This is a genomic window from Arhodomonas sp. AD133, assembly GCF_051195215.1.
GTDB lineage: Bacteria > Pseudomonadota > Gammaproteobacteria > Nitrococcales > Nitrococcaceae > Arhodomonas.
In genome coordinates, this window is the sequence record NZ_JBNAZM010000009.1 from 103,683 (window position 1) to 127,242 (window position 23,560).

Below are 23,560 nucleotides of genomic sequence, written 5' to 3' on the forward strand. Positions count from 1 at the left end.
CCGAGCAATACCTCGTTAACTGCACTATGGACATGACTTTCCCCCCGATTCCCGAGTTGTCCGAGCCCGAGTGGCCCGCTGTCGGCCGGGTGCCGATTGACGAGTGCGACGAACCCCTGGTGCCGCTCGGGCTCGCCCCGGAGCGCATCCAGGTGCTGCCCGCGTATTACGTCGACGGTATTCCCGGGGCAGTGCCCGTGTGCTATGCCCGCGCGAGCGTCCGCGAGCGCCTGCTCACCGTGGCGGACCGCCTGCCCGCGGGCTTGCGCCTGGTGGTGCTCGATGCCTGGCGGCCTTTCGGCGTGCAGCAGTATCTCTACGATCATCTCCAGACGGTGCTGCGTGAAATGCGCCCGGATCTGGACGACAACGAGATCGCGCGGCGTACCCGGGAATTCGTGGCACCGCCGAGCCGTGACAGGAGCGCGCCGAGCCCTCATCTCACGGGCGGCTCGGTGGACGTGACCGTATGCGACGCCGACGGCCGCATGCTCGCAATGGGCAGCGATTTCGACGAGATTACGCCGCGATCGCATACGCGCCACTATGAAGGGAGCGGGGATGCGTCGACGGTGCGCGAATACCGGCGCATGCTCTACCACGCCATGACGGCGGCGGGCTTTACCAACCTGCCGAGCGAGTGGTGGCACTACGACTTCGGCAACCAGCAGTGGGCCTGGTATCACGGCGAGCCCCGCGCCCGTTACGGCCTGGCGCAACCCGAGGGCATCGCCGAGAGCTGGCGGCGCCAGCTATCCGCAGGCGATGCCGGTCGCTGATCGCAAGCCGGTGTGCAACGGCGCCCGGGCTGGGTGACAATGATGGATCGACGGTGGCTCATCCGGCCACCGGTCATCATTCATCGTTACCCGGGAGCGCTTCATGGCCGACGACGGCGCGCTGGTGTTGTTCTCCGGCGGGCAGGATTCCGCCACCTGTCTTGCCTGGGCGCTCGACCGTTTCGAGCGCGTGGAGACGGTGGGCTTCGACTACGGTCAGCGCCATGACGTGGAGATGCGCTGTCGTGACGAGGTGCGCGCCCGTCTGCCGGCGGTGACGGCTGCGTGGCGCGACCGCCTTGGCGATGATCACCTCGTCGACGTGCGCGGGCTCGGTGCCTTGAGCGAAACCGCGCTGACCCGGAATGCCGAGATCACCATGGGCGAATCCGGGCTGCCCACTACCTTCGTGCCCGGGCGCAATCTGCTGTTTCTCACTTATGCCGCAGCACTCGCCTACCGGCGCGGGCTCCGGCATCTGGTGGTCGGGGTGTGTGAGACCGACTACTCCGGATATCCCGATTGCCGTGATGACACCATGAAGGCCATGCAGGTGGCCCTGAACCTCGGCATGGAGCGCCGTTTCGTGGTCCACACGCCGTTGATGTGGATCGATAAGGCCGAGACCTGGGTGCTCGCCGAGCGCCTCGGCGGCACCGATCTGGTCGACCTCATCGTCGAGCACACCCATACTTGCTACATCGGCGACCGCGACCGGCGGCACGACTGGGGCCATGGCTGCGGCGAGTGCCCGGCCTGCCGGCTGCGCGCCGAGGGCTGGCGCGGCTACCGTCGCCGGAGCTCATGACATACAGCGTCAAGCACGTTTTCTACACGCTCCAGGGCGAGGGCGCACAGGCCGGTCGGCCGGCGGTGTTCTGCCGCTTCGCCGGCTGCAATCTGTGGTCGGGCCTCGAGCGTGACCGCGCCACCGCCCGCTGCACGTTCTGCGACACCGACTTTGTCGGGGTGGACGAACCGGGCGGTGGCAAGTATTCCAGTGCCGGTGAGCTCGCGGCCGTCGTCGCCGCGCACTGGCAAGGGGCGGGCGGCCGCCCCTACGTGGTGTGCACCGGCGGTGAGCCGCTGCTGCAGCTCGATGCGCCGCTAATCGATGCCTTCCACGCCGCTGGCTTCGAAATCGCCATCGAAACCAACGGCACCCTGGCGGTTCCCGCCGGGGTGGATTGGATATGCGTCAGCCCCAAGGCAGGCAATCCGTTGGTGGTGGAGGCGGGCGATGAGCTCAAAGTGGTCTACCCACAACGCGATCAGAATCTGGTGGCCCTCGCCCGGCTGGCGTTCCGGCACCACTTCATCCAGCCAATGGACGGCCCCGAGCGTGCGGCCAACGAGCGCGCGGCGGTCGAGTACTGTCTCCGCCATCCCCAGTGGCGATTGAGTCTGCAGACCCACAAGTACCTGGGTATCGAATGAGTCAGCACACCATTACCCGGCGTCTCGAGATCGACGCCGCTCACCGGATTCCGGGTCACCACGGCAAGTGCCGTCATCTGCACGGCCACCGCTACGTGGTCGAGGCCACCTGTGCCCAGGAACATCTCCAGTCCACCGGGGCGCAGCAGGGCATGATCATCGATTTCGCCTTCCTCAAGGAGGAGATGCTCGAGCTCATCGATGCGCCCTGCGACCACGGCCTGATCCTGAGCGTCGCCGACGAGGCCCTGCTGACGCTGTTCGCGCCGGGCGACCCGGAGCAGGCGCGGGCCTGGTTCGAGTCATTGCGCGCCGAGGTGGCGAACGCGGGTTTCTGCGCCACCGTCGAGCCGCGTCTCGGTGGGCGACTCTACGTCATCCCGGACCCGCCCACCGCCGAGGTTCTCGCGCGGCACTGGTTCGAGCGTCTGGCCCCACGCGTGGGGGCTCGCAGTGACCAGGCCGCTCGTCTCACGGCGGTGACCGTCTGGGAGACCCCGAACTGCCGCGCGTGCTACGAGGGTATGGACTAACCCGGCGGTGGTCGTGCGCCGACGGCCCCGGCAGGGGCAATCCGGACCGGGGAATTGCGCATGGCCCGACTGGCCGGCATCCTAGTCCCTTTCCAGGGGATCTCGCCCGTGCTGGGCGGGCAAGGATGCAGGGCCGAGCCATGAGCGCTTCACCACAAGCACAACTTTCCCAGCTCTACAAGAACATCGCTCAGGTGATCCTCGGCAAGCGTGACGCGGTGATGCTCACCATCGCCGCCTGTATCTGCCGTGGACACGTGCTCGTGGAGGACGTGCCCGGCACCGGCAAGACCATGCTCGCCCGGGCGCTTGCGAAATCGATGAGCGCGGAGTTCAAGCGCCTGCAGTGCACACCGGACATGCTGCCCACCGATGTCACGGGCGTGTCGGTGTTCAATCAGCAGGCCGGTGAGTTCGAGTTCGCCCCGGGGCCGGTATTCACCAACATCCTGCTGGCCGACGAGGTCAATCGCACGACCCCGCGCACGCAGTCCGCGTTGCTGGAATGCATGGCCGAGGGACAGGTCACCGTGGAGGGGCGTACCCACCGCATGGAGGATTTCTTCATGGTGGTGGCCACCCAGAATCCGGTGGAGTTCGCCGGCACCTATCCGCTGCCGGAGGCGCAGCTCGATCGTTTCTTCATGCGCATCCGCCTCGGCTACCCGTCGCTGGATGACGAGGTCGGGGTCATGAGCGCCCAGCGGCATACGCACCCCATCGACAGCCTGCAACCGGTCCTCGGACCGGATTCGTTGCTCGCGATCCAGCGCGCGGTGGCCGATGTCACCGTGAGCGCGGACGTGCAGCGGTATATCGCCCGCATCGTGCGCGCCACGCGGGAGCACCCGGATCTGGAGCTGGGGGCGAGTCCGCGCGGGTCCATCGCGCTCATGAAGGCCGCCCAGGCGGTGGCTCTCATTCGCGGGCGGGATTTCGTCGAGCCGCGCATGGTCAAGCAGGCGGCACTGCCGGTGCTCGCCCACCGTCTCATCCCCAGGGCGGGTATCCAGGCCACCGGCAAATCCGCCGAGGCGGTACTGCGCGGTATCCTCGCGGAGATCGAAGTCCCCGCCTGATGAACGCACAACGCTGGCTCAGCCTGCGAACGGCATTGCCCGTGCTGGCAATGGTCGTCTTCCTCATGGCCTGGAACCGGGGGATCGCGCTGCTTTACGGGATGTTCGCGCTGGTGGTGGCGACATTCATGGTGGGCTATCTCGCGCCCTGGTGGAATCTCCGGGGGCTGCGGGTGTCCCGGTCGCATCCGGCGACGGTGAACGCGGGAGAGGCCCTGCCGCTACGTCTGACCCTGTCCCGGCAGGGGCGCCTCAAGCGTTACCTGATCGCAGCCACCGATCGCATTCCGTGTGCCGAGCCGGGAGAGGAGGCGCCGATGATCTTCGTCGAACGCGTTGGCCGCGCCGTCGAGGTGGCGTTCCCGGTGCCCTGCGATTGGCGTGGGGAGCACCGCCTGGGGCCGCTGGCGGTGGAGACGGCCTTTCCTCTGGGCATCCACCGTGTCCGGCGGGATGTACCCGCCAGTACTTCCTCGGTGCTGGTCTATCCGGCTGCCCGCGAGATCCCGTGGTTTCCGGGTCTGGCCGCCGCCCAGGCGGCTCCCAGCGGTGGCGGCCGCACGGCGGTGGCGGGTGGGGCCACCGAGTTCATGGGCGTGCGCGAGTATCGTCGCGGGGACAGCCCGCGGCACGTGCACTGGGGACTGTCCGCCCGTCGCGGTGAGCTGATGGTGCGGGAGTTCGAGTTCGTGAGTACCGCGCAGGTCTGCCTGCTGCTGGATCTTGACGCCGGTGCGGTCCATGGCGAGGGTCGCAACTCATCGTTCGAGCACGCCGTGACCGTCGCCGCCGCCGTCGCCCGATATGCCCTGGCGCAGGGGCATCGTGTCCAGCTGCTGGGCTACGGCGAGCAGCCGGTTACGGTACCGCCGGGGCATGGCGAGAGCCAGCTGCATCGCATCCTGGAAGCCCTCGCGCGAGTGCAGCCCAACGGAGAACTGCCCTACCGGCAGGCGGTCCTCCGGGCCCAAGGCACGATTCCGCCCGGGAGTACGCTGGTGACCTTCGAGCGGGCGAACCGCGACGGTTCGCCGGTGGAGGTGTTGCCCCTGTCATCCAGGGTGCACCCGGTGCGCCTGCTCTTCGACGGCTACAGTTACGATTATCCGCTCGCGCGGTCCGAGCCGGTCGCCCAGCAGCCCACCGCCAGGGTGCCGCAGTACGTGCTGCGCCACGGCGACGACCCCGCCACCGTGTTCAGGAGGCCCGCATGACCCTGCGTGGCGGCGGTCTTTACGCGAGCCTCTGGGCGTTGATGACCGTCGCTGCCATGGCCCGCGGCGCCGTGGGCGAGGGGCTGTTCGGTCTGGCAGCGGCCGCCGGATTCTGGGCGCCGCTGTTCGCGGTGGGGCTGTGGATCGGCCATGCCAATGCCCGTGCTGGCCGGAAACCGCTCAAGCGGGTCACCGAAGGCGTTGCGGCCGTGGGGTTGGGGGTGTTTCTGCTGCTGCTCGCGATTGCGGGTCTCGTGCCGGCGTTGCTCACGCTGGTGCTGTGGATTCAGGCGGCACAGAACTTCTCGCTTGCCCGGGAGCGCGATGTCTACTTTGCGCTGGCCATTTCATTCGCCGTGTTTATTTCCGCCGCTGCCGAGAGCAAGACTACGGTCTTTCTCGTGTGGGTGGTGCTCTACGCGCTGGCGGCGACGTTCGTGTTGGTGGGGCTGCACAGCGAGCACGAAGGCGGTCGTGCGCGGGCGGTGGCAGGGGCGAACCGCCGCCTGCCCCTGCCGGCGGGCACCGCCTTTCTGACCACGAGCATCCTCGCCATCGCGTTGACGCTGTACCTGTTCGTGCCACAGCCACCGGCCAAGGGCGTCGGCGGTTTCTACGCCGGCGGAGGCCCGTTCTACGAGAACGAGCAGTGGGAATCCGAGGCCGAGGCGCGGGAGAGCGGTGGCAGCGACGCTATGGGTGACGGTTCCGGTGGTGGTGGTAGTGGTCCGGAAGACGCATCCGGCGATACACGTGGCGAGGAGGGACAGGTACCCCGGGCTGGTGACCAATCCCGGGGCGAGGCGAGACAGCCGTCGGACTACCGCGGATTCGACGACACCCTGCCCATCGAGAACCCGGGCCGTGGTGGCCAGGGCGGCGAAAGCGGTGGAGTGGGCAATGGCATCGTCATGTACGTCCGCGCCGATCGTCCGCTCTACCTTCGTGGCCGGGTCTTCGACACCTTCGCGGACGGGCGTTGGAGCACCCGCCACACGTGGGAGGAGAAGCTGCCGGTGGACACAGGCGGCCTCAAGCTGCGCCCGCATCCGGACGGCGCCGGCGTCAGCTACACGGTGGAGGTAGCGTCACCGAGTAGCGACCTCGTCTTCGTGGTGCCGCAGGCGCTGGCCCTCAAGTTTCCGGGCACGGCCATCGCCCGCGATGTCCACGGCAGTCTGCGGGCCCCGGATACGCTCGAAGCGGGCACACGCTATTCGGTACGCTCGCGCATCGAGACAGTCGATGGCCACCCCAAGGGCGCCCAGGCGTCCATTACCGACCCGGCGGCGTATCTCCAGCTGCCACCAGGGCTCGACGCCCGTATCGAGCGGCTCGCCCGCGAAGTGGCGGACGGCCGCGACGGTCTGGAGGCCGCGCTCGCCCTGGAGTCGCACCTGCGTACGAGCTACGAGTACAGCTTTCGCAGCGTCTTCACGTCGCAGGGCTACACCCCGCTCGAATACTTCCTCTTCGAGGCCGAACGCGGACACTGTGAGTACTTCGCCAGTGCCCTGGCCGTGATGCTGCGCACGCTGGACATCCCCAGCCGCCTGGTCACCGGCTTCTCGGCCACCGACCGCAACCCGGTGACCGGCTACTACGAAGTGCGCGGCCTCGATGGCCATGCCTGGGTGGAGGCGTACTTCCCGGAGCATGGCTGGGTGCAGTTCGAGCCCACGCCTTTCTACGCCCTGCCGAATCAGGAGCGCCAGGCCGATACCGTCGGTGCCGGTTTGCTGGACTACCTGCGTGCGATGACGCGCAATGCCCGACAAGTGGCGCCCGAGGCGGAGAGCACGCAATATCTGGTCTCGCTGAACGACTGGCTGGAACGTCTTCAGGCCTGGTACCGCAGCGCGATGGAGACCCTGCGCGCTGCCTTGCCCGCGCTGGGGCTTTGGCTGCTGCTGCCCGGCGTATTGGCGGTGGCGGTCCTCGCGGGGCTGTGGGCCGGCTGGCGCCACCTGCGCCTGCCCATCGTGCGCCGGCTCGCACGCTGGCGCGTGGAGCGGGCCCGGCGTGCCGGGCCAAAAGCGCTGGTGCTGGCTTGTTTCCGCGAGGCGGAACGGATGCTCGCCTGCGCCGGCTACCCGCGGGACCGGGCTACGACGGTCAGCGAGTACACCGAGGGCATTATCAACACCGAAGTCCGGGGTCTTGCCGACCCACTCGCGGTGATCGGCGAGGCGTTCATTCTCGCCCGCTACAGCGACCGGAACGTGGCCGCCGAGGACGCCGATCGGGTTTACCGGGCGTTTCGGGCTCTCATGCAGGGCACGGGCGCCGGCCGGCGCCGAAGCGTCTAGCCGCGAGCCCGGGGCATCCGCTGCAATCGCCTCGGCCGTTTCCCTTGACCCGCGGTGCCGAGCGCTGGGGCACGTTGTACTTGGTTTACGCCTAGCTCACCCTTTTGAGCTTGCCTTGATGCCGGCGACCAGCTCGTCCGGTGGCGTGACACTCTCGTGATGGCGTCCGCGGCCGGCCACGCTAGGCTTGTCACTGACCCGCACTATGCGGCGTTGGCAGCCTGCGGGGAGGCGTAGGGGTCATGGGCGAGGCGCATCGGATCCTCTGCATCGAGGACGATTTGCAGATCGGCACCCTGGTGCGCGATCAGCTCCGGGATCTCGGCTATCGCGTGGAGTGGCTGGTGGACGGCGCGGCCGGGTGGGCACGGTTCAACACCGGTGGCTACGATCTGGTAGTACTCGATCTCATGCTCCCGTCGCTCGACGGTCTCGAGATCTGTCGGAGGATCCGGCGCACCGACGGCTACACCCCGATTCTCATGCTCACGGCCAAGGCGTCGCTCGAGGACATTGTGGTGGGCCTGGAGCTGGGGGCGGACGAATACGTCACCAAACCGTTTCGCGTTGCCGAGCTGGTCGCGCGCATCGGCGCGCTGTTTCGCCGTCTCGAGGCCGATCACCGTCATGGCGCGGCCGCCCCGGCCGAGCCGATGTTGCGGCGCGGCGCGCTTATCATCGATTCTGCCAAGCACCGGGTGACGCTGCACGGCAAGGCGGTGGCATTGACCGCCAAGGAGTTCTCCCTGCTCGCCACTTTCGCCCGGGAGCCGGGACGCAGCTTCAGCCGCGGCGAGCTCCTCGAACGGGTATGGGGCTCGGAGTTCCAAGGCTTCGACCACACGGTGAATACGCACATCAACCGCCTGCGCAACAAGATCGAGCCCGATCCCGGCTGCCCGCACTACATCCGCACTGTCTGGGGGGTGGGCTACCGCTTTGCCGATCTCGGTGAGCTGGAGGCGTGATGCGTCCATGGAGAAGCCTCTACGCGAGAATCGCAACGGTCTACCTCGTGCTTCTGCTGCTGCTCGCCGTAATCACGGTATGGGTGACATTACGCGAGTTCGATCGTTTCAACCTGGAGCTCGAGCAGCGGGTGAACATTCCGTTGGCCGAGAATCTCGCAATGATCCTGGAACCGCCCATTGCCGCGTCCGGTGTGGACAGCGAGCGTACTCGCGAGGTCGCCGCCCACATCACCGCCATCAACCCGGCCTTGGAGCTCTTCGTCCTGGATGGAGGCGGTCGGGTACGGGCGGCTTTCGCCCACGAGGGGTGCGGAGCGGGCGCACGCGTTCCTCTCGCGCCCATACGCGACTTTCTCGCCGGTGAGGCCATGTTGCCGTTGATGGGCACGATGCCCTGTACGGGTGCCTCGACCATCTTTACCGCCGCGCCCATCGCGTTGGCGAACGGCGGTCGTGGCTACCTTTACGTCGCGTTGCACGGCCGCCCTTATCGCTCCGCCGCGGAAATGCTCGAGGAGAGCTACATCGCGCGTAGCCTCGCGGTATCCGGACTCGTGGCGCTGCTGCTCGCCGTGACCATCGGGCTCGTATGGTTTGCCTGGCTGACGCGGCGTCTGCGTGGACTCACCGCTACCGTCGAGGCGTTCTCGGCGGGTGACTATACGCGGCGCATTGCCCGGCCGGGTGGTGACGAAGTCGGTGTGCTGGGGCGAGCCTTCAACGAAATGGCCGGTACCATCGAAGCACAGGTAAACGCGCTACGCCGCAGCGACGAGCTGCGCCGCGATCTGGTGGTCAGCATCTCCCATGACTTTCGCACCCCGCTTACCTCGCTGCGCGGTTTCGCCGAACGCCTGGCCGCGGAAGGTGACGCGCTGCCGGCTGCCGATCGCGCTCAGTACCTGCGCGGCATGATCAAGAGCTGCGAGCAGCTCGCACGCCTCGCCGGTCAGCTGTCGATGCTCTCGCAACTGGATCCCCACCACGGGGCGCTGCGGACCGAGCCGTTCTCCGCGGCGGAGCTGGTGCACGATATCGTTCTCAAGTTCCAGCCCCAGGCGCAGGCGCTGGGCGTGCAATTCTCACTCGCGCCGGTGCCCGAGCTCCCCGCCGCGGTCGCCGATATCGGGCTCATCGAACGGGCCGTTTCGAACCTCGTGGACAACGCGCTGCACAATACCCCGCCGGGCGGTGAAGTGGTGTTGACGCTCGGCGAGCGTGGCGGGCGGATCATGGTGCGGGTGCGCGACACCGGCTACGGTATTGAGCCCGACGAGCTCGCGCTGGTCACGCAACGCTTCTACCGCACGCGCCGCAGCCGCTCCCGCTCGGGTGGTGGCACCGGGCTCGGGCTCGCCATCGCCGGCGAGATTGCCGACATGCACGGCGTGCGCCTGGACCTGACAAGCGATCCGGGCCGCGGCACCGTCGTGGCCTTCGAGTTGCCCACCGACGCTAGCTGAGTATTCGCTGTGTGTGGACGCCAACGCATTGCCATTGCCGGATTCCCGCGTGGGTACGGGTGTGCGGTGCAGGGGGTGGCCCGCCCCGGCGGTGCCGGGGCGGACGTCGGGACTATCGCAGGCGGGTGATCGTGACCTGGATCGTGGGGTTGTCCCAGCGATTGAGGCCCGTGAGCACGGAGCTGGTGAGGCCGTCGTCGGCGGTGACCACGCCGCTGTGTGCACGCACATCGTCCACCGGGTCGTCACGCACTGCGTTGAAGCCTTCCTGCACGCCGCCCGCCGCGGCCGGCCCGGGCACGGTGTCGGCGGTCTCCGTGTTGGCCTCGGTGCCGGCATCATAGCTGTTGCCGATGAGGGTGACCCGATCGCCAACGACGAGCTCACCCACGGGCACGGAGTCGAGCCCCGTGAAGGCGTCGTTGGTATTCACCAGCATGCTGGCGAGGCTCAACCACAGGGTGCGCGGGTTCCTTGTCGTTGCTTTGATGATCAGCGTTCCGCTTCCTCCCGGGCCTACCGGGCCGCCGGCCGACTGGGTCGCCAGTACCGCCGTCGAGCCCTCGGCTTCGGCAAGGAAGTCGCCGTTCGCACCGCCCTCGGCGAGCACTTCCAGTCCCTGTGAGGCAGTCATGCCGGTGGTGAACGGGGTATAGTCCGCACGGTGCAGCACGAGCGCTGGCGGCGAGAGCGGCTGTCCGGCGGTCAGGTTGGTGGTCGTGACCTCGAAGCGGGCGGTGACGGCGAACGGGTCGTCGTCGCCGTTGCAGCCGGCGATCGCAATGGCCGCTAGAGCGGTGAGCCCTGCGCCGGTCAATGGGTGTGTTCGCGAGCCCATGACCCTTCCTCCCTCACCGCCGACTCACGGTGATCCGAACGACCGGGTTGAGCCACCGTTGCCGGCGGCTGTCGACGTCTGTGGCGCCTCCGGTGGGATTCGTGTCCCCGAGCTGGCCGCGGTGGACATGGACGAAGCCCTCCGCCGCCGCGGCCAGGCCGCTGCCGCCGCTGTCGACGACCGGGTCCATGGGCGGCGGTACCGGGATGCCCGGCTCGTTGGGAACCCCGCTTCCCCGCACCTCGTCGTTGCCTTCGGTGCCGGCGTCGTAAGCATTGACGTGGAACACGTGAGTGCCCGGCTTCACCGGCAGGGAAACGGCATTCAGGCCGATGAAACCGTCGTTGGTCGGCAGCATCATTGCCACGATCGACAACTGCGTGTTGGCTGCCGCGTTGTCGGTTGCCAGCACCAGCGTCGTGGTAGTGCCGGGCTCCGTGACCGGTGCGCCGGAGGGGTTCGTCACGACACTCGCCCCGAGCGCTTCCAGGTCGTCGGCCAGAGGCGCGATGTTGCCGCCTTCCGCCATGGCCTGAAGGCTCAGCGACGCGCTCGTTCCGGGCTCGAATATGCCTGTGTCTGAGCTGTGCGCCGCCACCAGCAGTGGCGTCAGCCAGATGCCGCGGGTGAGGTTGTGAATGCTGATGTCGAACTCGGCGGCTGTCGCGCCGCCCGTGCCCAGCGCCAGAGCGACGCCGATGCCCACGATGGACGTTCGTACGCGTTGCATGATGAGACCCTCCGTGACCGCGGACTGTCGTGCCCACGCTGTCAGTCTCGAAGAATGCGGTGCGTCATGTATCACGGAACCGTCACGACTACCCGCCACCGCCGCAATGGCACTGGCTGGTCCCGGGTCGGGCGGCTAAGCTCAGGAACAAGGGGAGCTCTCGCTCCGCCGAGCACGGGGGCACGGGCGTACCGGGTACGTGCGTGACCGGCAAGTTGGGGGAGAGGTTGACATGAAGCTGACGCGGTATTTCTTCATCAGCGATGACCTCGACGATCTGGAGCGTTTCGAAGAAGAGCTCGAGTCGGCAGGGCTGGTGACGCCCCAGATCCATGTGCTAACGCTCGAAGAAAGCGAGGCCGACCATCACCATCACCTCCACAAGGTGACGGCGTTCATGAAGAAGGACGTCATTCATTCGACCCTCATGGGCGCGGGCGTCGGCGTGGTCATGGCGATACTGGTGCTGGTGATCGCGTATCTTGCCGGCTGGACGGACACGCCCGCGGGCTGGCTACCGTTCACCTTCCTGGCACTCATTACACTCGGCTTCTTCACCTGGGAAGGTGGCCTGTGGGGTATCGATACGCCTAACGTGCACTTCCGCAATTTCGAGAACGCCCTGCAGCAGGGCAGGCACGTATTCTTCGTGGATGTGCAGCCGCACCAGGAGGAAATCGTCAGAAACCTGGTCGACAATCACCCCACCGTCGAGGCCGCCGGCACCGGACGCGCGTCACCGCACTGGATCGTGCGCTGGCAGGACGGCATCAAGCGCTTCTTCACGCAGACGTTTCCGTAGGCGCAGCCGGGTTCACCGATGCGGCGAGCCGAAGAGGGTTGCGGCCTGGTGCTGGGGGGATGCGCGGACTGAGTGCCACGCAGGCTGCGAGTCGAAAGTGGAAAGTATCAAGTGAAAAGCGTGGAGCCACTGGGGCGTGGCAGCCATATGGCACGATAATCGACGCTGGCTCTTGAAACTTTCGACTTTTGGCTTACCGCTTCTTTCAACGTCAGTTGAGAAAGAACACCAGCCGCGTGAAGAGGGTGTAGTTCGCCTCCAGCGCCATCAGCAGCGTCATCACGAGCAATACCCCGGGCGGTACCAGGACGGCAGCCATTATCGCGAGCCGTTCCCAGGCCATGTGCATGAACACCGCCACGATCAACGCTGCTTTCAGGATCATGAACAGCGTGATCAGAAACCACCGGAGAAAGCCCTCGAAACCGGCGTAATCGACCAGGTAGGAGAATACGCTGAGGACGAACAGCAGCCCCCAGATGGCCAGATAGATGCCAATCGGGTGTTGCTGTTGCTCGGCTTGTTCTTGGGCCATGACCCACCTCCTACCAGAGATAGAAGAACGCGAAGATGAACACCCAGACCAGGTCGACGAAGTGCCAGTACAGACCGAGCGTCTCCACCATCTCGTAGCGGCCGCGACGACCGGTGAGAAAGCCCGGGCGCTCATCGTCGAGGGCGCCGCGGATCACCTTGGTGGCCATGATGATGAGAAAGATCACGCCGAAGCTCACGTGGGTGCCGTGGAAGCCGGTGATCAGGAAGAATGACGCACCGAACTGTGGCGCCCCCCAGGGGTTACCCCACGGGCGTACGCCTTCGTGGATGAGCTTGGTCCATTCGAATGCCTGCATGCCCACGAACGAGGCCCCGAGTATCGCGGTGAGCACGAGCAGGATCGCGGTCATGCGGCGGTTCTTCTCATAGCCGTACTTCACCGCCAACGCCATGGTCCCGCTGCTGCTGATGAGGATGAACGTCATGATCGCGATGAGCAGCAGGGGAACGTTCTGGCCGCCGAGGTGCAGGGCGAACACTTCGCTCGCGTTGGGCCACGGCTGCGTGGTGGCAATGCGCACCGTCATGTAGCCGACCAGGAACAAGGCGAAGATGAAGGTATCGCTCAGCAGAAAGATCCACATCATTGCCTTGCCCCAGGGCACGTTCTTGAACGCGCGCTGGTCGGAGGACCAGTCCTCCACGAGCTCCCTGACGCTGGGCGGGAGCGAGGTGTCGGTGGGTTTCGTCTGCGCCACGGCGTCTGCCCTCCCCCTAGGTGTTCAGGAGCAACGCGAACAGCACTGCCCAGAGCACCAGCAGGTAGTGCCAGTAGATCGCGCACAGCTCCACGCTCGCGCGCACTTGCGCCGGCGAGGCACCTCGCCACACCGCCGCCACGGTGCGGCCCCAAGCCACGAGTCCGCCGAGGAGATGGGCGGCGTGCAACGCGGTGAGCAGGTAGAAGAACGCGTTGGCCGGGTTGGCCGCGAGTCCGTAGCCGGCGGCGTCGAGCTGGCGCCAGACAAGGTACTGCCCCACCACGAATGCCACGGTGCAGGCGCCGCCGGCGGTGAGCGCCCGCCAAAGGGCCCGTGCACGGCTGCGCTTCGCCGCGCCCCAGGCCCACTGCAGGGCGACGCTGGCGAGCAGGAGAACCCCGCTGTTCAGCCAGAGCAATGACGGTTCGGGCAGAGCGCGCCAGTCGCCGCCGAACTCCATGCGTATGGAGTAGGCGCTGATGGCGAGCGCGAACAGCGAGCTGACCACCGCGAGAAAGACGGCCAGCCCGACGCGGGGGGCCGTAACGCCCTGCGGCATGTCGTGAACGGGCGCGGTACGCGCCGATTCGGCCACCCACGGCTGCACATTCACCGACTGGCTCACGAGCCAGCCGGCGAACACCGCCATGAGCACGGCGAGGAAAACCAGCGTTACCGTCATGAGCGCTGCCCCTCGCCGTCGTCGGGTTCGACCTGTTCCGGCGGTACGTTCTGTGGAATGAAGTCATCCCGCGCGCCCGGCACGCCGTAGTCGTAGGCCCAGCGGTAGACTACCGGCAGCTCGTCGCCGAAGTTTCCGTGGCGTGGCGGCGTGTGCGGTGTCTGCCATTCCAGGGTGGTGGCGTGCCACGGATTCGGGCCCGCCTCCCGGCCACGGAAGTAGCTCCAGACCAGGTTGTAGAAGAACAGCGCCTGGACCAGGGCCACCACGATGGCGGCGATGGTGATCGCGACGTTGAGCTGTGCCACCGAATCGGAGATGAAGGCGGTCTCGCCGTAGGCGTAGTAGCGCCGCGGTACGCCCTCGAGGCCGATGAAGTGCATCGGATAGTAGATGGCGTAGGTGCCGAGGAAAGTGACCCAGAAGTGGATCTTGCCCAGGGTGTCGTTGAGCATGCGTCCGGTGATCTTCGGGTACCAGTGATAGATTGCGCCGAAGATCACCAGAATCGGCGCCACGGCCATCACCATGTGGAAGTGACCGACCACGAAATAGGTGTCCGACAGCGGCACGTCCACGGTCACGTTGCCGAGGAACAGGCCGCTCAGTCCGCCGTTGACGAAGGTGAAGATGAATCCGATGGCGAAGAGCATGGGCACGGTGAGGCGGATGTTGCCGTGCCAGAGTGTGAGGACCCAGTTGTAGACCTTCAGTGCCGTGGGCACCGCGATCACCAGGGTCGTGGTGGCGAACAGGAAGCCGAAGTACGGGCTCATGCCGCTGACGTACATGTGGTGCGCCCACACCACGAAGCTCAGCGCCCCGATGATGATGATCGCCCAGACCATCATCCGGTAGCCGAAGATGTTGCGCCGCGCATGAGTTGCGATGAGATCGGATACGATGCCGAATGCGGGCAGGGCCACGATGTAGACTTCGGGGTGGCCGAAGAACCAGAACAGGTGCTGGAAGAGAATGGGGCTGCCGCCCTGGTGGGAGGTGGTTTCTCCGCCCATGGCGAGCATCTCCGGCATGAAGAAGCTGGTGCCGAGCAGCCGGTCGAACAGCAGCATGAGCACGGCGACCAGCAGCGCCGGAAAGGCGAGCAGCGCCAGTACCGTGGCCATGAATATGCCCCAGACGGTGAGCGGCAGGCGCATCAGGGTCATGCCGCGGGTGCGCGCCTGGAGCACGGTCACGATATAGTTCAGCCCGCCCATGGTGAAGCCGATGATGAAGATGATCAGCGATAGCAGCATGGTGATCATGCCGCCGCCGACACCCGGTGTGCCCTCGCTGATCGACTGGGGCGGGTAGAGGGTCCAGCCGGCGCCCATGGATCCGCCGGGGACGAAGAATCCTGCCGTGAGCACCAGTACCGAGGCCAGGTAGAACCAGAAGCTCAGCATGTTGACGTACGGGAAGACCATGTCCCGCGCGCCGCACATCAACGGGATGAGGTAGTTACCGAAACCGCCGAGAAAAAGGGCGGTGAGCAGGTAGACCACCATGATCATGCCGTGCATGCTCACCGACTGCAGGTAGCTCGACGGGTCGATCAGCGAGAAGGTGTTCGGGAAGGCGAGCTGCAGGCGCATCGCGATGGACAACACCAGCGCCACCAGGCCGATGGCGATGGCGGTAATGCCGTACTGGATCGCGATGACCTTGGCGTCCTGGCTCCAGATGTATTTCCCGACGAAGGTCTTGGGGTGGACCAGCTCCATGTCCTCCGTCTCGGCCGGCGGAGCGTGCGAGACGGCGTCGTGCGCGCGTTCAACCATCGTCATTCCTCCCCGCGAGCGTGGCTCCGCCCGCCTTTGCCGGGGTCGGCGGCAACGTGTCGATGTAGGCGATCACATCGCGCACGGCCCGCTGGTCGGTGAGCATCTCCGACATCGAGGCCATTTGCGCGCCGTAGAAATCCTCCGGGTGATGGCCGCGGACCCCCTGGCGGAAGTGCTCGAGCTGGCGCAGCAGGTACCAGTCGCTCATGCCCGCGAGTCTCGGGGCGTTGGTGGTCCGCCGCCCCTGCCCCTGGGGGCCATGGCAGGCGCTGCAGGTCCGGTAGAGGCTCTCACCGCGCGCGGCATTGGCCGAGACGGTCTCTTCCGCGGGGTTGTCGGGCAGGGTGGCCACGTAGGCGGCGATGTCCGCCATTGCGGCGCGGTCGGGCAGGCGACCGGCGAACGGACGCATGCGCTGGCCCGGCGCGTCCTGCTTGTGGGTGCCGCGCAGCCCGTCCTTGAACTTCTGGAGCTGGCGGATCAGGTACCACGGCTCGAGCCCCGCGATCTTCGGCGCTTCCACCGCCGGGTTGCCTTGCCCCTGTTGACCGTGACATCCGGCACAGGCGGCGAATTGTGCTTCGCCGGCCTGTGGGTCGCCGTCGGGGCGGGCTGCGACCTCGCGGTAGGTGGGGTGCGAGGCCAGCCACTTGTCGAACGCCGGGCGTTTCACGACTTCCACCATGCCCCGCATGGCGAAGTGGGCGATGCCGCAGAGCTCCGCGCAGAGGATCTCGAATTCACCCGTGCGGGTGGGCGTGAGCCACAGATAGGATACCTGACCGGGCAGCAAGTCCATCTTGGCCCGGAACTGTGCCACCTGGAAATTGTGGATTACGTCCTTGGAACGCAGCAGCAGCTGCACCGGCTCGTCCACGGGCAGCACGAGCCTGGGGCTGCTGACCAGGACATCGTCCTTGCCCGCCGGGTCGTCCGGATCCATGCCGAAAGGGTTGTCGGCGCTGACGAGCCGTGCATCGACGCGGCCGAGCTCGTCGTCTTCGCCCGGGAACCGAAAGCTCCAGTGCCACTGCTGACCCACCACTTCCACCTCGTGGGCGTCCTCCGGAACGCTAACGAATGCCCCCCAGACGAACAGCCCCGGTGCCAGCAGTGCGGCAATGCCCACGGTAGTGACCCCCGTGAGCCAGATTTCCAGCTTCTTGTTCTCGGGTTCGTAGCGGGAGCGGCGGTCACGTTTGTAGCGGTAGCGGATGATGGCGTAGGCCATGAACAGATTGACTGCCGCGAAGATCAGGCCCGTCACGGCCCAGGTGATGTCGATGGTCCCGTCCATGGCCCCCCAGTTGGATGCCAGTGGCGTCAGGTGCCAGGGACTGACGAAGTAGAACACCACCGACGCCACGAGCAGGACGATCAGTACGATCGCAATGACCATTCACAGCCCTCCGCGTCCGCCGCACGGCCGAGGTACGTTGAGACGGCGCTCCCACTCCTGAGCATAGCGGGGCATTGGCCGGCGGCCACCCGCGGTGGTCCGCGGTATCGGCGCCAGGTGGTTGCCGGCACGCAGCCGCAACGCACTTGCCGGGAATGATCCGGGGTGGAGGAGGTTGTCCGCGAGGCGCCGCCGGAGCGGGCCGCACCGGCGGCGTGTGCGCGACTGCACCCGCGCCCGTTGCCCCCGCGGTGTCGGGGGCAACGGGCACGCGACCGCCTCGTGCGCCCCCGGTCTCGAAGGAACCACCGTGGCGTCAGCCACCATGTCTCCCCTCCTCACGCGTCGAAGTAGTGGATGTAACGACGCGTGGCTACTGAAAAAACTAGAGGGCGGCGGGGGGGAATGCAAACGACACCCATGCTGGTGTCCTGAATCAGAAATCCGCTGTATTCCTGCGCGTCATGGCGCCGCCGTCGCTAGGCGTCGGCGCCCGGCGCGGGGGATCGGGAAGTCCACGCGGGAACGGAGGGCGTCTCTCGCCGCCTCGAGGTCCTCATCTCGATGTCGGGAAAAGCACGTGGCCACTGCCGGAGGCGCCGGCAGCTGGTGCTGCATGGGCGCCACGGCGTTGACGTGCATCAAGGCCGGGAATCGCAGGGGCGCCTAGCCTCCACGACCAGGCGCCGGTGTGAACACGTGACCCGCGTTAGTATCATCCGCGGCTGTCTCGTAGTGACTAATCAGGGAGGATGCGATGGCCATCGGAAAAACCCGGCTTGCGCTGTACGCGCTGTACGCGCTGTCGCTCGTCTGCATGCTGTTGGTGCCGGTTGCTTCGGCGAACGACAGCGGCCTCAGCGACGCCGAGGCGGTTAATGTCGCGGGCCGGCAGAGGATGCTGATCCAGCGGATGGTGCTGTCTTACGCGGAAATCGGCCAGGGGGTCGACACCGCCAACGCTCGTGAACGCCGCGAGAACGCGGTCGCCCGTTTCCAGGACCAGTTGACCGCCCTGGAAGCGTACACGCGGGGATCCGATGCGGCAGAGGCGTTCGCGCGGGTGGCCGAGCGGTGGGCGCCTTTCCGGGTGGCGGTCACGGCCGAGCCCAAGGCGGCTGCCGTGCAGAGGCTCCTCGAGCTGGAAGCGCCGTTGCTCGCGTCGGCAGAGGCGCTGGTCAAAGCCCTGGAGGAGGCGCACGGGCATGCACTCGCCCACCTCGTCAACGTATCGGGGCGCCAGCGCATGCTCTCCCAGCGCGTGGCGAAGTACTACCTGATCGAGGCGTGGGGTACGCGCACCGAGGCGATCCGTGAAGCGCTCGAAACCGCTACCGCCGAGTTTCGTGCCGGGCTCGAGGAGCTGCTCGACGCCCCGCAGACGGATCCCGAGCTGCGCGAGCAGCTTCGCCGCCTGGACGATGGCTGGTACGCCTTCGAGAAGATGCTGGCCCTCGAAGAGGGCGAGTATGCACCGCTGCTGGCGACCACGCTCGCCGAGCGCATCCTCGACTCGGCGGAGAAGGTCACCGCGCTGTATGCCCAGCGCCTGGAGGGGGCGAGTTCCTGAACCCGAGCCGCCCCTGGCGCGGCGGGCTGTCCCGCCCGGCGAGCCGCTTCCGGCATGCGCTACCCGGACGGTGCGTCCGGTGCCACGCGCACGGCGCACATCTTGAATCCGGGGATCTTCGCGTATGGGTCCAGGCTCGGGTCGGTGAGGGCGTTGGCCGCTGCCTCGCGGTAGTGCATGGGAATGAATACGGTGCCCACGGCTACGTCCGTGGTCACCCGCACCGGCAGGCGTACCTCGCCGCGGCGTGAGGTGACCCGTGCGAGCTCGCCGTCGGTGACGCCGAAATGGGCGGCATCGTCGGGGTGGACCTCGACGAAGGGGTCCGGCGAGAGCGTATCCAGTGCCCGTGAGCGCCGCGTCATCACACCGGTGTGCCAGTGCTCGAGCACGCGGCCTGTGTTGAGCACCAGCGGGTAGCCCTTGTCCGGCAGCTCCGGCGCCGGAGCGAGCTCGGCGGGCACGAAACGGCCGCGGCCGATGGGGAACGTCTCGGCAAAGAGCACCTGCTCGCCCTCGGAGTCCGGGTCCTTGCAGGGGGTGAATTTCCCGTAGGCGCCCAGGGTGGCGTGGCTCAAGTTCGCGTAGAGCGGCGTTACCGCCACCATCTCGTCGAATACCGCCGCCGGGTCGGGGTAGTCCCATTCGTGGCCCAGGCGTGTGGCGATCTCGCCCAGGATCTCCCAGTCCTGACGCGCATCGCCGGGCAGGGCGCGCACCGGCCGGCCGATCTGAACGCGGCGGTCAGTGTTGGTGTAGGTGCCGAGCTTCTCCATGAACGAGCTCGCCGGCAGCACTACGTCGGCGAACTCCGCCGTTTCGGTAAGGAATATGTCCTGAACGGCCAGAAAATCCAGACAAGTGAGCGCCTCGCGCACGCGGTTGACGTCCGGGTCGGAGAGGAACGGGTTCTCGCCCATGCAGTAGAGCGCGCGAATGCGCCCCTCCAGTGCGGCGTGACCGATCTCGGCCGTGGTGAGCCCCGGTCGATCGGAGAGCTCGACGCCCCATTGCGCCTCGAATTTCGCCTTCACGGCCGGGTCGGCCACGGATTGGTAGCTCGGGTAGTACATGGGGATGAGCCCGGCGTCGGAGGCGCCCTGGACGTTGTTCTGCCCACGCAGGGGGTGCAGACCGGTGCCGGGGCGGCCCACGTTGCCGGTGAGCAACGCCAGCGCGATCAGGCAGCGCGCGTTGTTGGTGCCGAAAACGTGCTGGCTGATACCCATGCCCCAGAAGAGCATGGCCGAGCGGGCCTCGCCGAAGGTGCGGGCGAAGCGCACGATCTCCCCGGCGGGCACGCCGGTGTGCTCGGCGGCCATCTCCGGGGTGTAGCGCTCGACGGTCTGGCGCAGCGCCTCGAAGCCCTCGGTGCGCTCGGCGACGAACTCGCGGTCGTACAGCCCCTCGTCGATCAATACGTGCATCACCGCGTTGTAGAAGGCGACATCCGAGCCCGGTTGGAACTGCACATACTGGTGGGCGTAATCGGCAATGCCCGGGCGGCGCACGTTGGCTACCAGGAGCTTCGTGCCGTTGGCCGCCGCCTGCTTCATGAACGTTGCCGCCACCGGATGGTTGGCGGTGGGGTTGCAGCCGGTGACAAGCGCCACGTCCGCCTTGGCGACGTCGCGCACGACATTGGTCACCGCGCCGGAGCCGATGCCCTCGATGAGTGCGTAGACAGACGAGGCGTGGCACAGCCGCGTGCAGTGATCCACGTTGTTGGTGCCGATCACCGCGCGCATGAGCTTCTGGAAGAGATACGCCTCCTCGTTGGAGCCCTTGGCCGAGCCGAAGCCGGCGATGGTGTCGGCGCCATGGCCGTCACGCACCTCGCCCAGGCGGCGGGCGAGGAGATCCAGCGCTTCCTGCCAGCTCGCCTCGCGGAAATGGGGCAGCACCTCGTCGTAGTCGACGATGCCGCCGGGCTTGCGTGGCCCGCTGGAGTCCGGCCGGGAAAAGCCCGACAGCGGTCCCTTGGGGTAGCTGTCGTCGCGGCGGATCAGCGGCTTCGTCAGCCGCTGCGGGTGCTGAGTGTAGTCGAAGCCGTAACGGCCCTTCACGCACAGGCGCTCGGCGTTGGCGGCGCCGTTGCGCCCGCGAGCGTAGAGAATATGATCGTGCTCGTCGACGCCATAGGCGAGGGCGCAGCCCACACCGCAGTAGGGGCAGAGGGTATCCACCTCGCGCACGGCCACGGGTTCGGTGACGGCCGCGGCGGCGTTGAACTGCTTCATGGCTCGTTTCCTCCCACTGCTCGTGGGATGAGCGTGCTGTGGGTGAGCGCGCCGGTGGGGCAGACCGCCACGCACTCGCCGCAGGACACGCAGGTGCTCTCGCCCATGGGGGTGTCCAGGTCGAAAGCGATGCGTGCGTCGTAGCCCTTGCCGGTGCGGGTGATGACGTCGTTGTGCTGGATCTCGTCGCAGCCGCGGATGCAGCGGTCGCAGAGAATGCAGGCCTGGTGGTCGACGGTGATTACCGGCGAGGAGTGGTCCTCCCCCCGGCGTCGCCCGGAGCCGCCGTCGGGCCAGGGAATCTCCGTGATACCTTCGGCCCGGGCGAGGGCGTAGAGGGCATCGTCGCCGGTGGTGAGCTCGCGCCGGCTCACCTCGGGCTGCTCGCTCAGCAGCAACTCGGTGAGCACGCGGCGGTGCTCGATGACCTCGTCGGTGGCCGTCTGAACGGTCATGCCGTCCTCGCAGGGGCGCACGCAGCTCGCCGGCAGGGTGCGCTCGCCGGTGTCCACCGCGCACACGCGGCAGACGCCCACCGGGCGCAGGCGCGGGTCGTGACAGAGCACGGGAATGTCGATACCGATATCGCGTGCCGCCTCCCAGATGGTGGTGCCCGGCGGTACCGTCACCTCGTGGCCGTCGATGGTGAGCGTCAGGCTATCGGTCATGCCGTCTCCCCCCGCAGGCGCCGGACTTCCGGCGCATCCGGGAATTTCTCGAAGAGATCCACCAGCGGCAGCAGCGCCACCTGGCCGAGCCCGCAGATCGAAGTGCGCGCGAGCGTCGCGTTGAGGCGTTTCAGTTCGTCACCGAGCTCGCTGCCTTCGGTGTCGAGGACTGCCTCCACCATCTCCACGGCTTTGTGACTGCCGATACGGCAGGGCACGCACTTGCCACAGCTCTCGTTGCGGAAGAAGCGCACCTGGGCCAGTGCGACGTCGACCAGGTCGCGGCCTTCCCCTACGAACACCAGCGCGCCGGTCCCGAGTCCGCTGCCGGCCTCGCGCAGGGCAGCGAAATCCAGCGGCGTGTGCATCTTCTCCGCTGGCAGGAACGGCGTGGACGCGCCACCGGGGGAGAACGCCCGCAACGCGCGGCCGTCGGCCATGCCACCGGCCTCTGCCAGGATCTCGGATACTGGCGTGCCCCAGGGCACGCAGTAGACGCCGGGCCTGGTCACGTCGCCGCAGACACTCACGTACTTGAGCCCCGTGTGCCCGCCTCGCCCCTGATTGCGCCACCAGTCGGCACCGCGTGCGACGATGGCGGGTACGGCGGCCAGGGTCTCGACGTTGTTGATGAGCGTCGGTTTGCCGTACAGGCCCACGTTGGTTGGAAACGGCGGCTTGTTGCGGGGCTCGCCGCGGCGGTCCTCCAGGGCCTCGAGCAGCGCGGTCTCCTCGCCGAGGATGTAGCCGCCCGGCGAGACGAACAGCTCCACGTCGAATCCGGAGGCGCTGTCCGCCCCCAGCACACCGCGGTCGTAGGCGTTCCCGAGCGCCGCCTGCAAGGCGCGGCGCGCGCGAGTGTACTCGTGGCGCAGATAAATGATGCCCCGGCGGGCGCCGATCACCGCCGCCCCCATGGCCATGCCCTCGATCACCAGGTGGGGTTGGTCCTCGAGAATGGCGCGGTCCTTGAAGGTGCCGGGCTCGCTCTCGTCGGCATTGCAGACGACGTACTTCTCCTCGCCGGCGGCCGCCCGGGTGAACGCCCACTTCTTCCCCGTGGGGAAGGCGGCGCCGCCGAGCCCGGCGAGCTTCACCTCGTCCAAGGTCGCGATCACCGTCTCGATGCGTGCTTCCCGCCCTGCGGTGTCGCCGGCGTCGCCGAGCAGCCACGCCAGCGTCGCGTAGCGCTCGCTCGCGTCGCGGTATGGATCGGTGGGCCAGGGTGGGCCGGGGCGAGCGTCGTTCGCGGTCGCGGACTCGTCGTTCGCAATCAGGGCAGCCACGGCCCGGGGCGCACCGTTGACGGGCTCGTCGTCCAGACTCACCGCCGGAGCGCGGTCGCACTGCCCGAGACAGGAGACCTCCTCGACCGCAACGTTGTCGTAACCGGCTAGGGCGGCACGCACGCGATCACAGTGGTCGGCCCCGCCGCGCAGGCGGCAGACCACGTCACGGCACACCCGTACCCGCCGCGACGGTCCGGGGGACTCGCGGAAGGTCGGATAGAAGCCGCGCAGCCCCTCGAGGCGGTAGAGCGGCGTGCCGGTCTCGGCGGCCAGGTGCCGCAGTGCGGCGTCGTCCACGGCGCCTTTGGCGTGCTGAATGGCCGCCATCCGCCTGAGTAGGTCCATCGTCGCTCGCTCCTCCCGGGCATCCGACGTCGGGATGCCGCTCGTGCCTTTGCGATGCCACGCCCGCCGGTGTAGTCCGCCTCCGCCCCAAAAATAGTCCACACGTCAGGACTGCGCCGCTTGGTCGCGGCAGTCCATTGCCATTATCGCCGCGACATCCAGGCGG

The 23,560-nt window shown here is 67.3% G+C and carries 21 protein-coding genes; 11 read left to right on the plus strand and 10 right to left on the minus strand.

Annotated features, from left to right (window positions below; translation table 11 throughout):
- The first annotated feature begins 32 nt into the window (after positions 1-32).
- From ACPEES_RS07950 to ACPEES_RS07990, 9 genes are all read left to right on the plus strand, one after another.
- Positions 33-779 (plus strand): M15 family metallopeptidase, encoded by a 747-nt coding sequence (locus ACPEES_RS07950; RefSeq protein WP_435102833.1) that lies wholly within the window; start codon positions 33-35, stop codon positions 777-779.
- A 103-nt stretch (positions 780-882) separates the two neighbouring features.
- Positions 883-1,587, plus strand: coding sequence for a 7-cyano-7-deazaguanine synthase QueC (gene queC / locus ACPEES_RS07955; protein ID WP_435102835.1), 705 nt, complete (start codon positions 883-885; stop codon positions 1,585-1,587).
- Entirely contained in the window at positions 1,584-2,216 is a 633-nt protein-coding gene (gene queE, locus ACPEES_RS07960; RefSeq protein ID WP_435102837.1) for a 7-carboxy-7-deazaguanine synthase, read from the plus strand. Before queC ends, queE begins: the two co-directional genes overlap by 4 nt.
- A complete protein-coding gene (locus tag ACPEES_RS07965) occupies positions 2,213-2,749 on the plus strand; it encodes a 6-pyruvoyl trahydropterin synthase family protein (protein WP_435102839.1) in 537 nt (178 codons plus the stop codon). Before queE ends, ACPEES_RS07965 begins: the two co-directional genes overlap by 4 nt.
- Before the next feature lie 140 nt (positions 2,750-2,889).
- Positions 2,890-3,828 carry an AAA family ATPase gene (locus ACPEES_RS07970; protein ID WP_435102841.1) on the plus strand — a complete coding sequence of 313 codons (939 nt, stop codon included), beginning with the start codon at positions 2,890-2,892 and terminating at the stop codon, positions 3,826-3,828.
- A complete protein-coding gene (locus tag ACPEES_RS07975) occupies positions 3,828-5,042 on the plus strand; it encodes a DUF58 domain-containing protein (protein WP_435102843.1) in 1,215 nt (404 codons plus the stop codon). Before ACPEES_RS07970 ends, ACPEES_RS07975 begins: the two co-directional genes overlap by 1 nt.
- Positions 5,039-7,351 carry a transglutaminase TgpA family protein gene (locus ACPEES_RS07980; protein ID WP_435102845.1) on the plus strand — a complete coding sequence of 771 codons (2,313 nt, stop codon included), beginning with the start codon at positions 5,039-5,041 and terminating at the stop codon, positions 7,349-7,351. Before ACPEES_RS07975 ends, ACPEES_RS07980 begins: the two co-directional genes overlap by 4 nt.
- A 242-nt stretch (positions 7,352-7,593) precedes the next feature.
- Positions 7,594-8,319 (plus strand): response regulator transcription factor, encoded by a 726-nt coding sequence (locus tag ACPEES_RS07985; protein WP_435102847.1) that lies wholly within the window; start codon positions 7,594-7,596, stop codon positions 8,317-8,319.
- Entirely contained in the window at positions 8,319-9,785 is a 1,467-nt protein-coding gene (locus tag ACPEES_RS07990; RefSeq protein ID WP_435102849.1) for a sensor histidine kinase, read from the plus strand. Before ACPEES_RS07985 ends, ACPEES_RS07990 begins: the two co-directional genes overlap by 1 nt.
- Positions 9,786-9,897: 112 nt before the next feature.
- Here the strand turns inward: ACPEES_RS07990 and ACPEES_RS07995 are convergent, their stop codons facing one another.
- Both ACPEES_RS07995 and ACPEES_RS08000 read right to left on the minus strand, forming a co-directional pair.
- Positions 9,898-10,623: a spondin domain-containing protein gene (locus ACPEES_RS07995; RefSeq protein WP_435102851.1), complete on the minus strand. Its 726-nt coding sequence runs from the start codon at positions 10,621-10,623 to the stop codon at positions 9,898-9,900.
- Positions 10,624-10,636: 13 nt separating this feature from the next.
- Positions 10,637-11,353 carry a spondin domain-containing protein gene (locus ACPEES_RS08000; protein WP_435102854.1) on the minus strand — a complete coding sequence of 239 codons (717 nt, stop codon included), beginning with the start codon at positions 11,351-11,353 and terminating at the stop codon, positions 10,637-10,639.
- A 232-nt stretch (positions 11,354-11,585) separates the two neighbouring features.
- Between ACPEES_RS08000 and ACPEES_RS08005 the strand changes: the two genes are divergently transcribed.
- Positions 11,586-12,155 (plus strand): NAD/FAD-utilizing enzyme, encoded by a 570-nt coding sequence (locus tag ACPEES_RS08005; protein ID WP_435102857.1) that lies wholly within the window; start codon positions 11,586-11,588, stop codon positions 12,153-12,155.
- Between the two features lie 211 nt (positions 12,156-12,366).
- On the opposite strand, the gene ACPEES_RS08010 is transcribed toward ACPEES_RS08005, so the two are convergent.
- The 5 genes from ACPEES_RS08010 to ACPEES_RS08030 are packed head-to-tail and all read right to left on the minus strand — an operon-like array spanning position 12,367 to position 17,282.
- Positions 12,367-12,690 (minus strand): cytochrome C oxidase subunit IV family protein, encoded by a 324-nt coding sequence (locus ACPEES_RS08010; RefSeq protein ID WP_435102859.1) that lies wholly within the window; start codon positions 12,688-12,690, stop codon positions 12,367-12,369.
- Positions 12,691-12,700: 10 nt separating this feature from the next.
- Positions 12,701-13,411: a heme-copper oxidase subunit III family protein gene (locus ACPEES_RS08015; protein ID WP_435102861.1), complete on the minus strand. Its 711-nt coding sequence runs from the start codon at positions 13,409-13,411 to the stop codon at positions 12,701-12,703.
- A 16-nt stretch (positions 13,412-13,427) separates the two neighbouring features.
- Positions 13,428-14,096, minus strand: a complete 669-nt coding sequence (locus tag ACPEES_RS08020; RefSeq protein ID WP_435102863.1) for a cytochrome c oxidase subunit 3 — start codon at positions 14,094-14,096, stop codon at positions 13,428-13,430.
- The gene (locus ACPEES_RS08025; protein ID WP_435102865.1) at positions 14,093-15,880 is read right to left on the minus strand and encodes a cytochrome c oxidase subunit I; all 1,788 of its coding nucleotides are present in this window, start codon (positions 15,878-15,880) and stop codon (positions 14,093-14,095) included. Before ACPEES_RS08025 ends, ACPEES_RS08020 begins: the two co-directional genes overlap by 4 nt.
- A complete protein-coding gene (locus ACPEES_RS08030; protein WP_435102867.1) occupies positions 15,873-17,282 on the minus strand; it encodes a c-type cytochrome in 1,410 nt (469 codons plus the stop codon). The genes ACPEES_RS08025 and ACPEES_RS08030 overlap by 8 nt, the downstream gene beginning before the upstream one ends.
- Positions 17,283-18,039: 757 nt before the next feature.
- Between ACPEES_RS08030 and ACPEES_RS08035 the strand changes: the two genes are divergently transcribed.
- Complete coding sequence (locus ACPEES_RS08035; protein ID WP_435102869.1) at positions 18,040-18,852, plus strand: type IV pili methyl-accepting chemotaxis transducer N-terminal domain-containing protein; 813 nt, start codon at positions 18,040-18,042, stop codon at positions 18,850-18,852.
- Between the two features lie 59 nt (positions 18,853-18,911).
- Here ACPEES_RS08035 and fdhF read toward each other — a convergent pair whose 3' ends face one another.
- Genes fdhF through ACPEES_RS08050 form a run of 3 tightly spaced genes read right to left on the minus strand, consistent with a single transcriptional unit; the run spans position 18,912 to position 23,394 of the window.
- The gene (gene fdhF / locus ACPEES_RS08040; RefSeq protein WP_435102871.1) at positions 18,912-21,092 is read right to left on the minus strand and encodes a formate dehydrogenase subunit alpha; all 2,181 of its coding nucleotides are present in this window, start codon (positions 21,090-21,092) and stop codon (positions 18,912-18,914) included.
- A complete protein-coding gene (locus ACPEES_RS08045; RefSeq protein WP_435102873.1) occupies positions 21,089-21,760 on the minus strand; it encodes a 2Fe-2S iron-sulfur cluster-binding protein in 672 nt (223 codons plus the stop codon). Before ACPEES_RS08045 ends, fdhF begins: the two co-directional genes overlap by 4 nt.
- The gene (locus tag ACPEES_RS08050) at positions 21,757-23,394 is read right to left on the minus strand and encodes an NADH-ubiquinone oxidoreductase-F iron-sulfur binding region domain-containing protein (RefSeq protein ID WP_435102875.1); all 1,638 of its coding nucleotides are present in this window, start codon (positions 23,392-23,394) and stop codon (positions 21,757-21,759) included. Before ACPEES_RS08050 ends, ACPEES_RS08045 begins: the two co-directional genes overlap by 4 nt.
- Between the last annotated feature and the right edge of the window lie 166 nt (positions 23,395-23,560).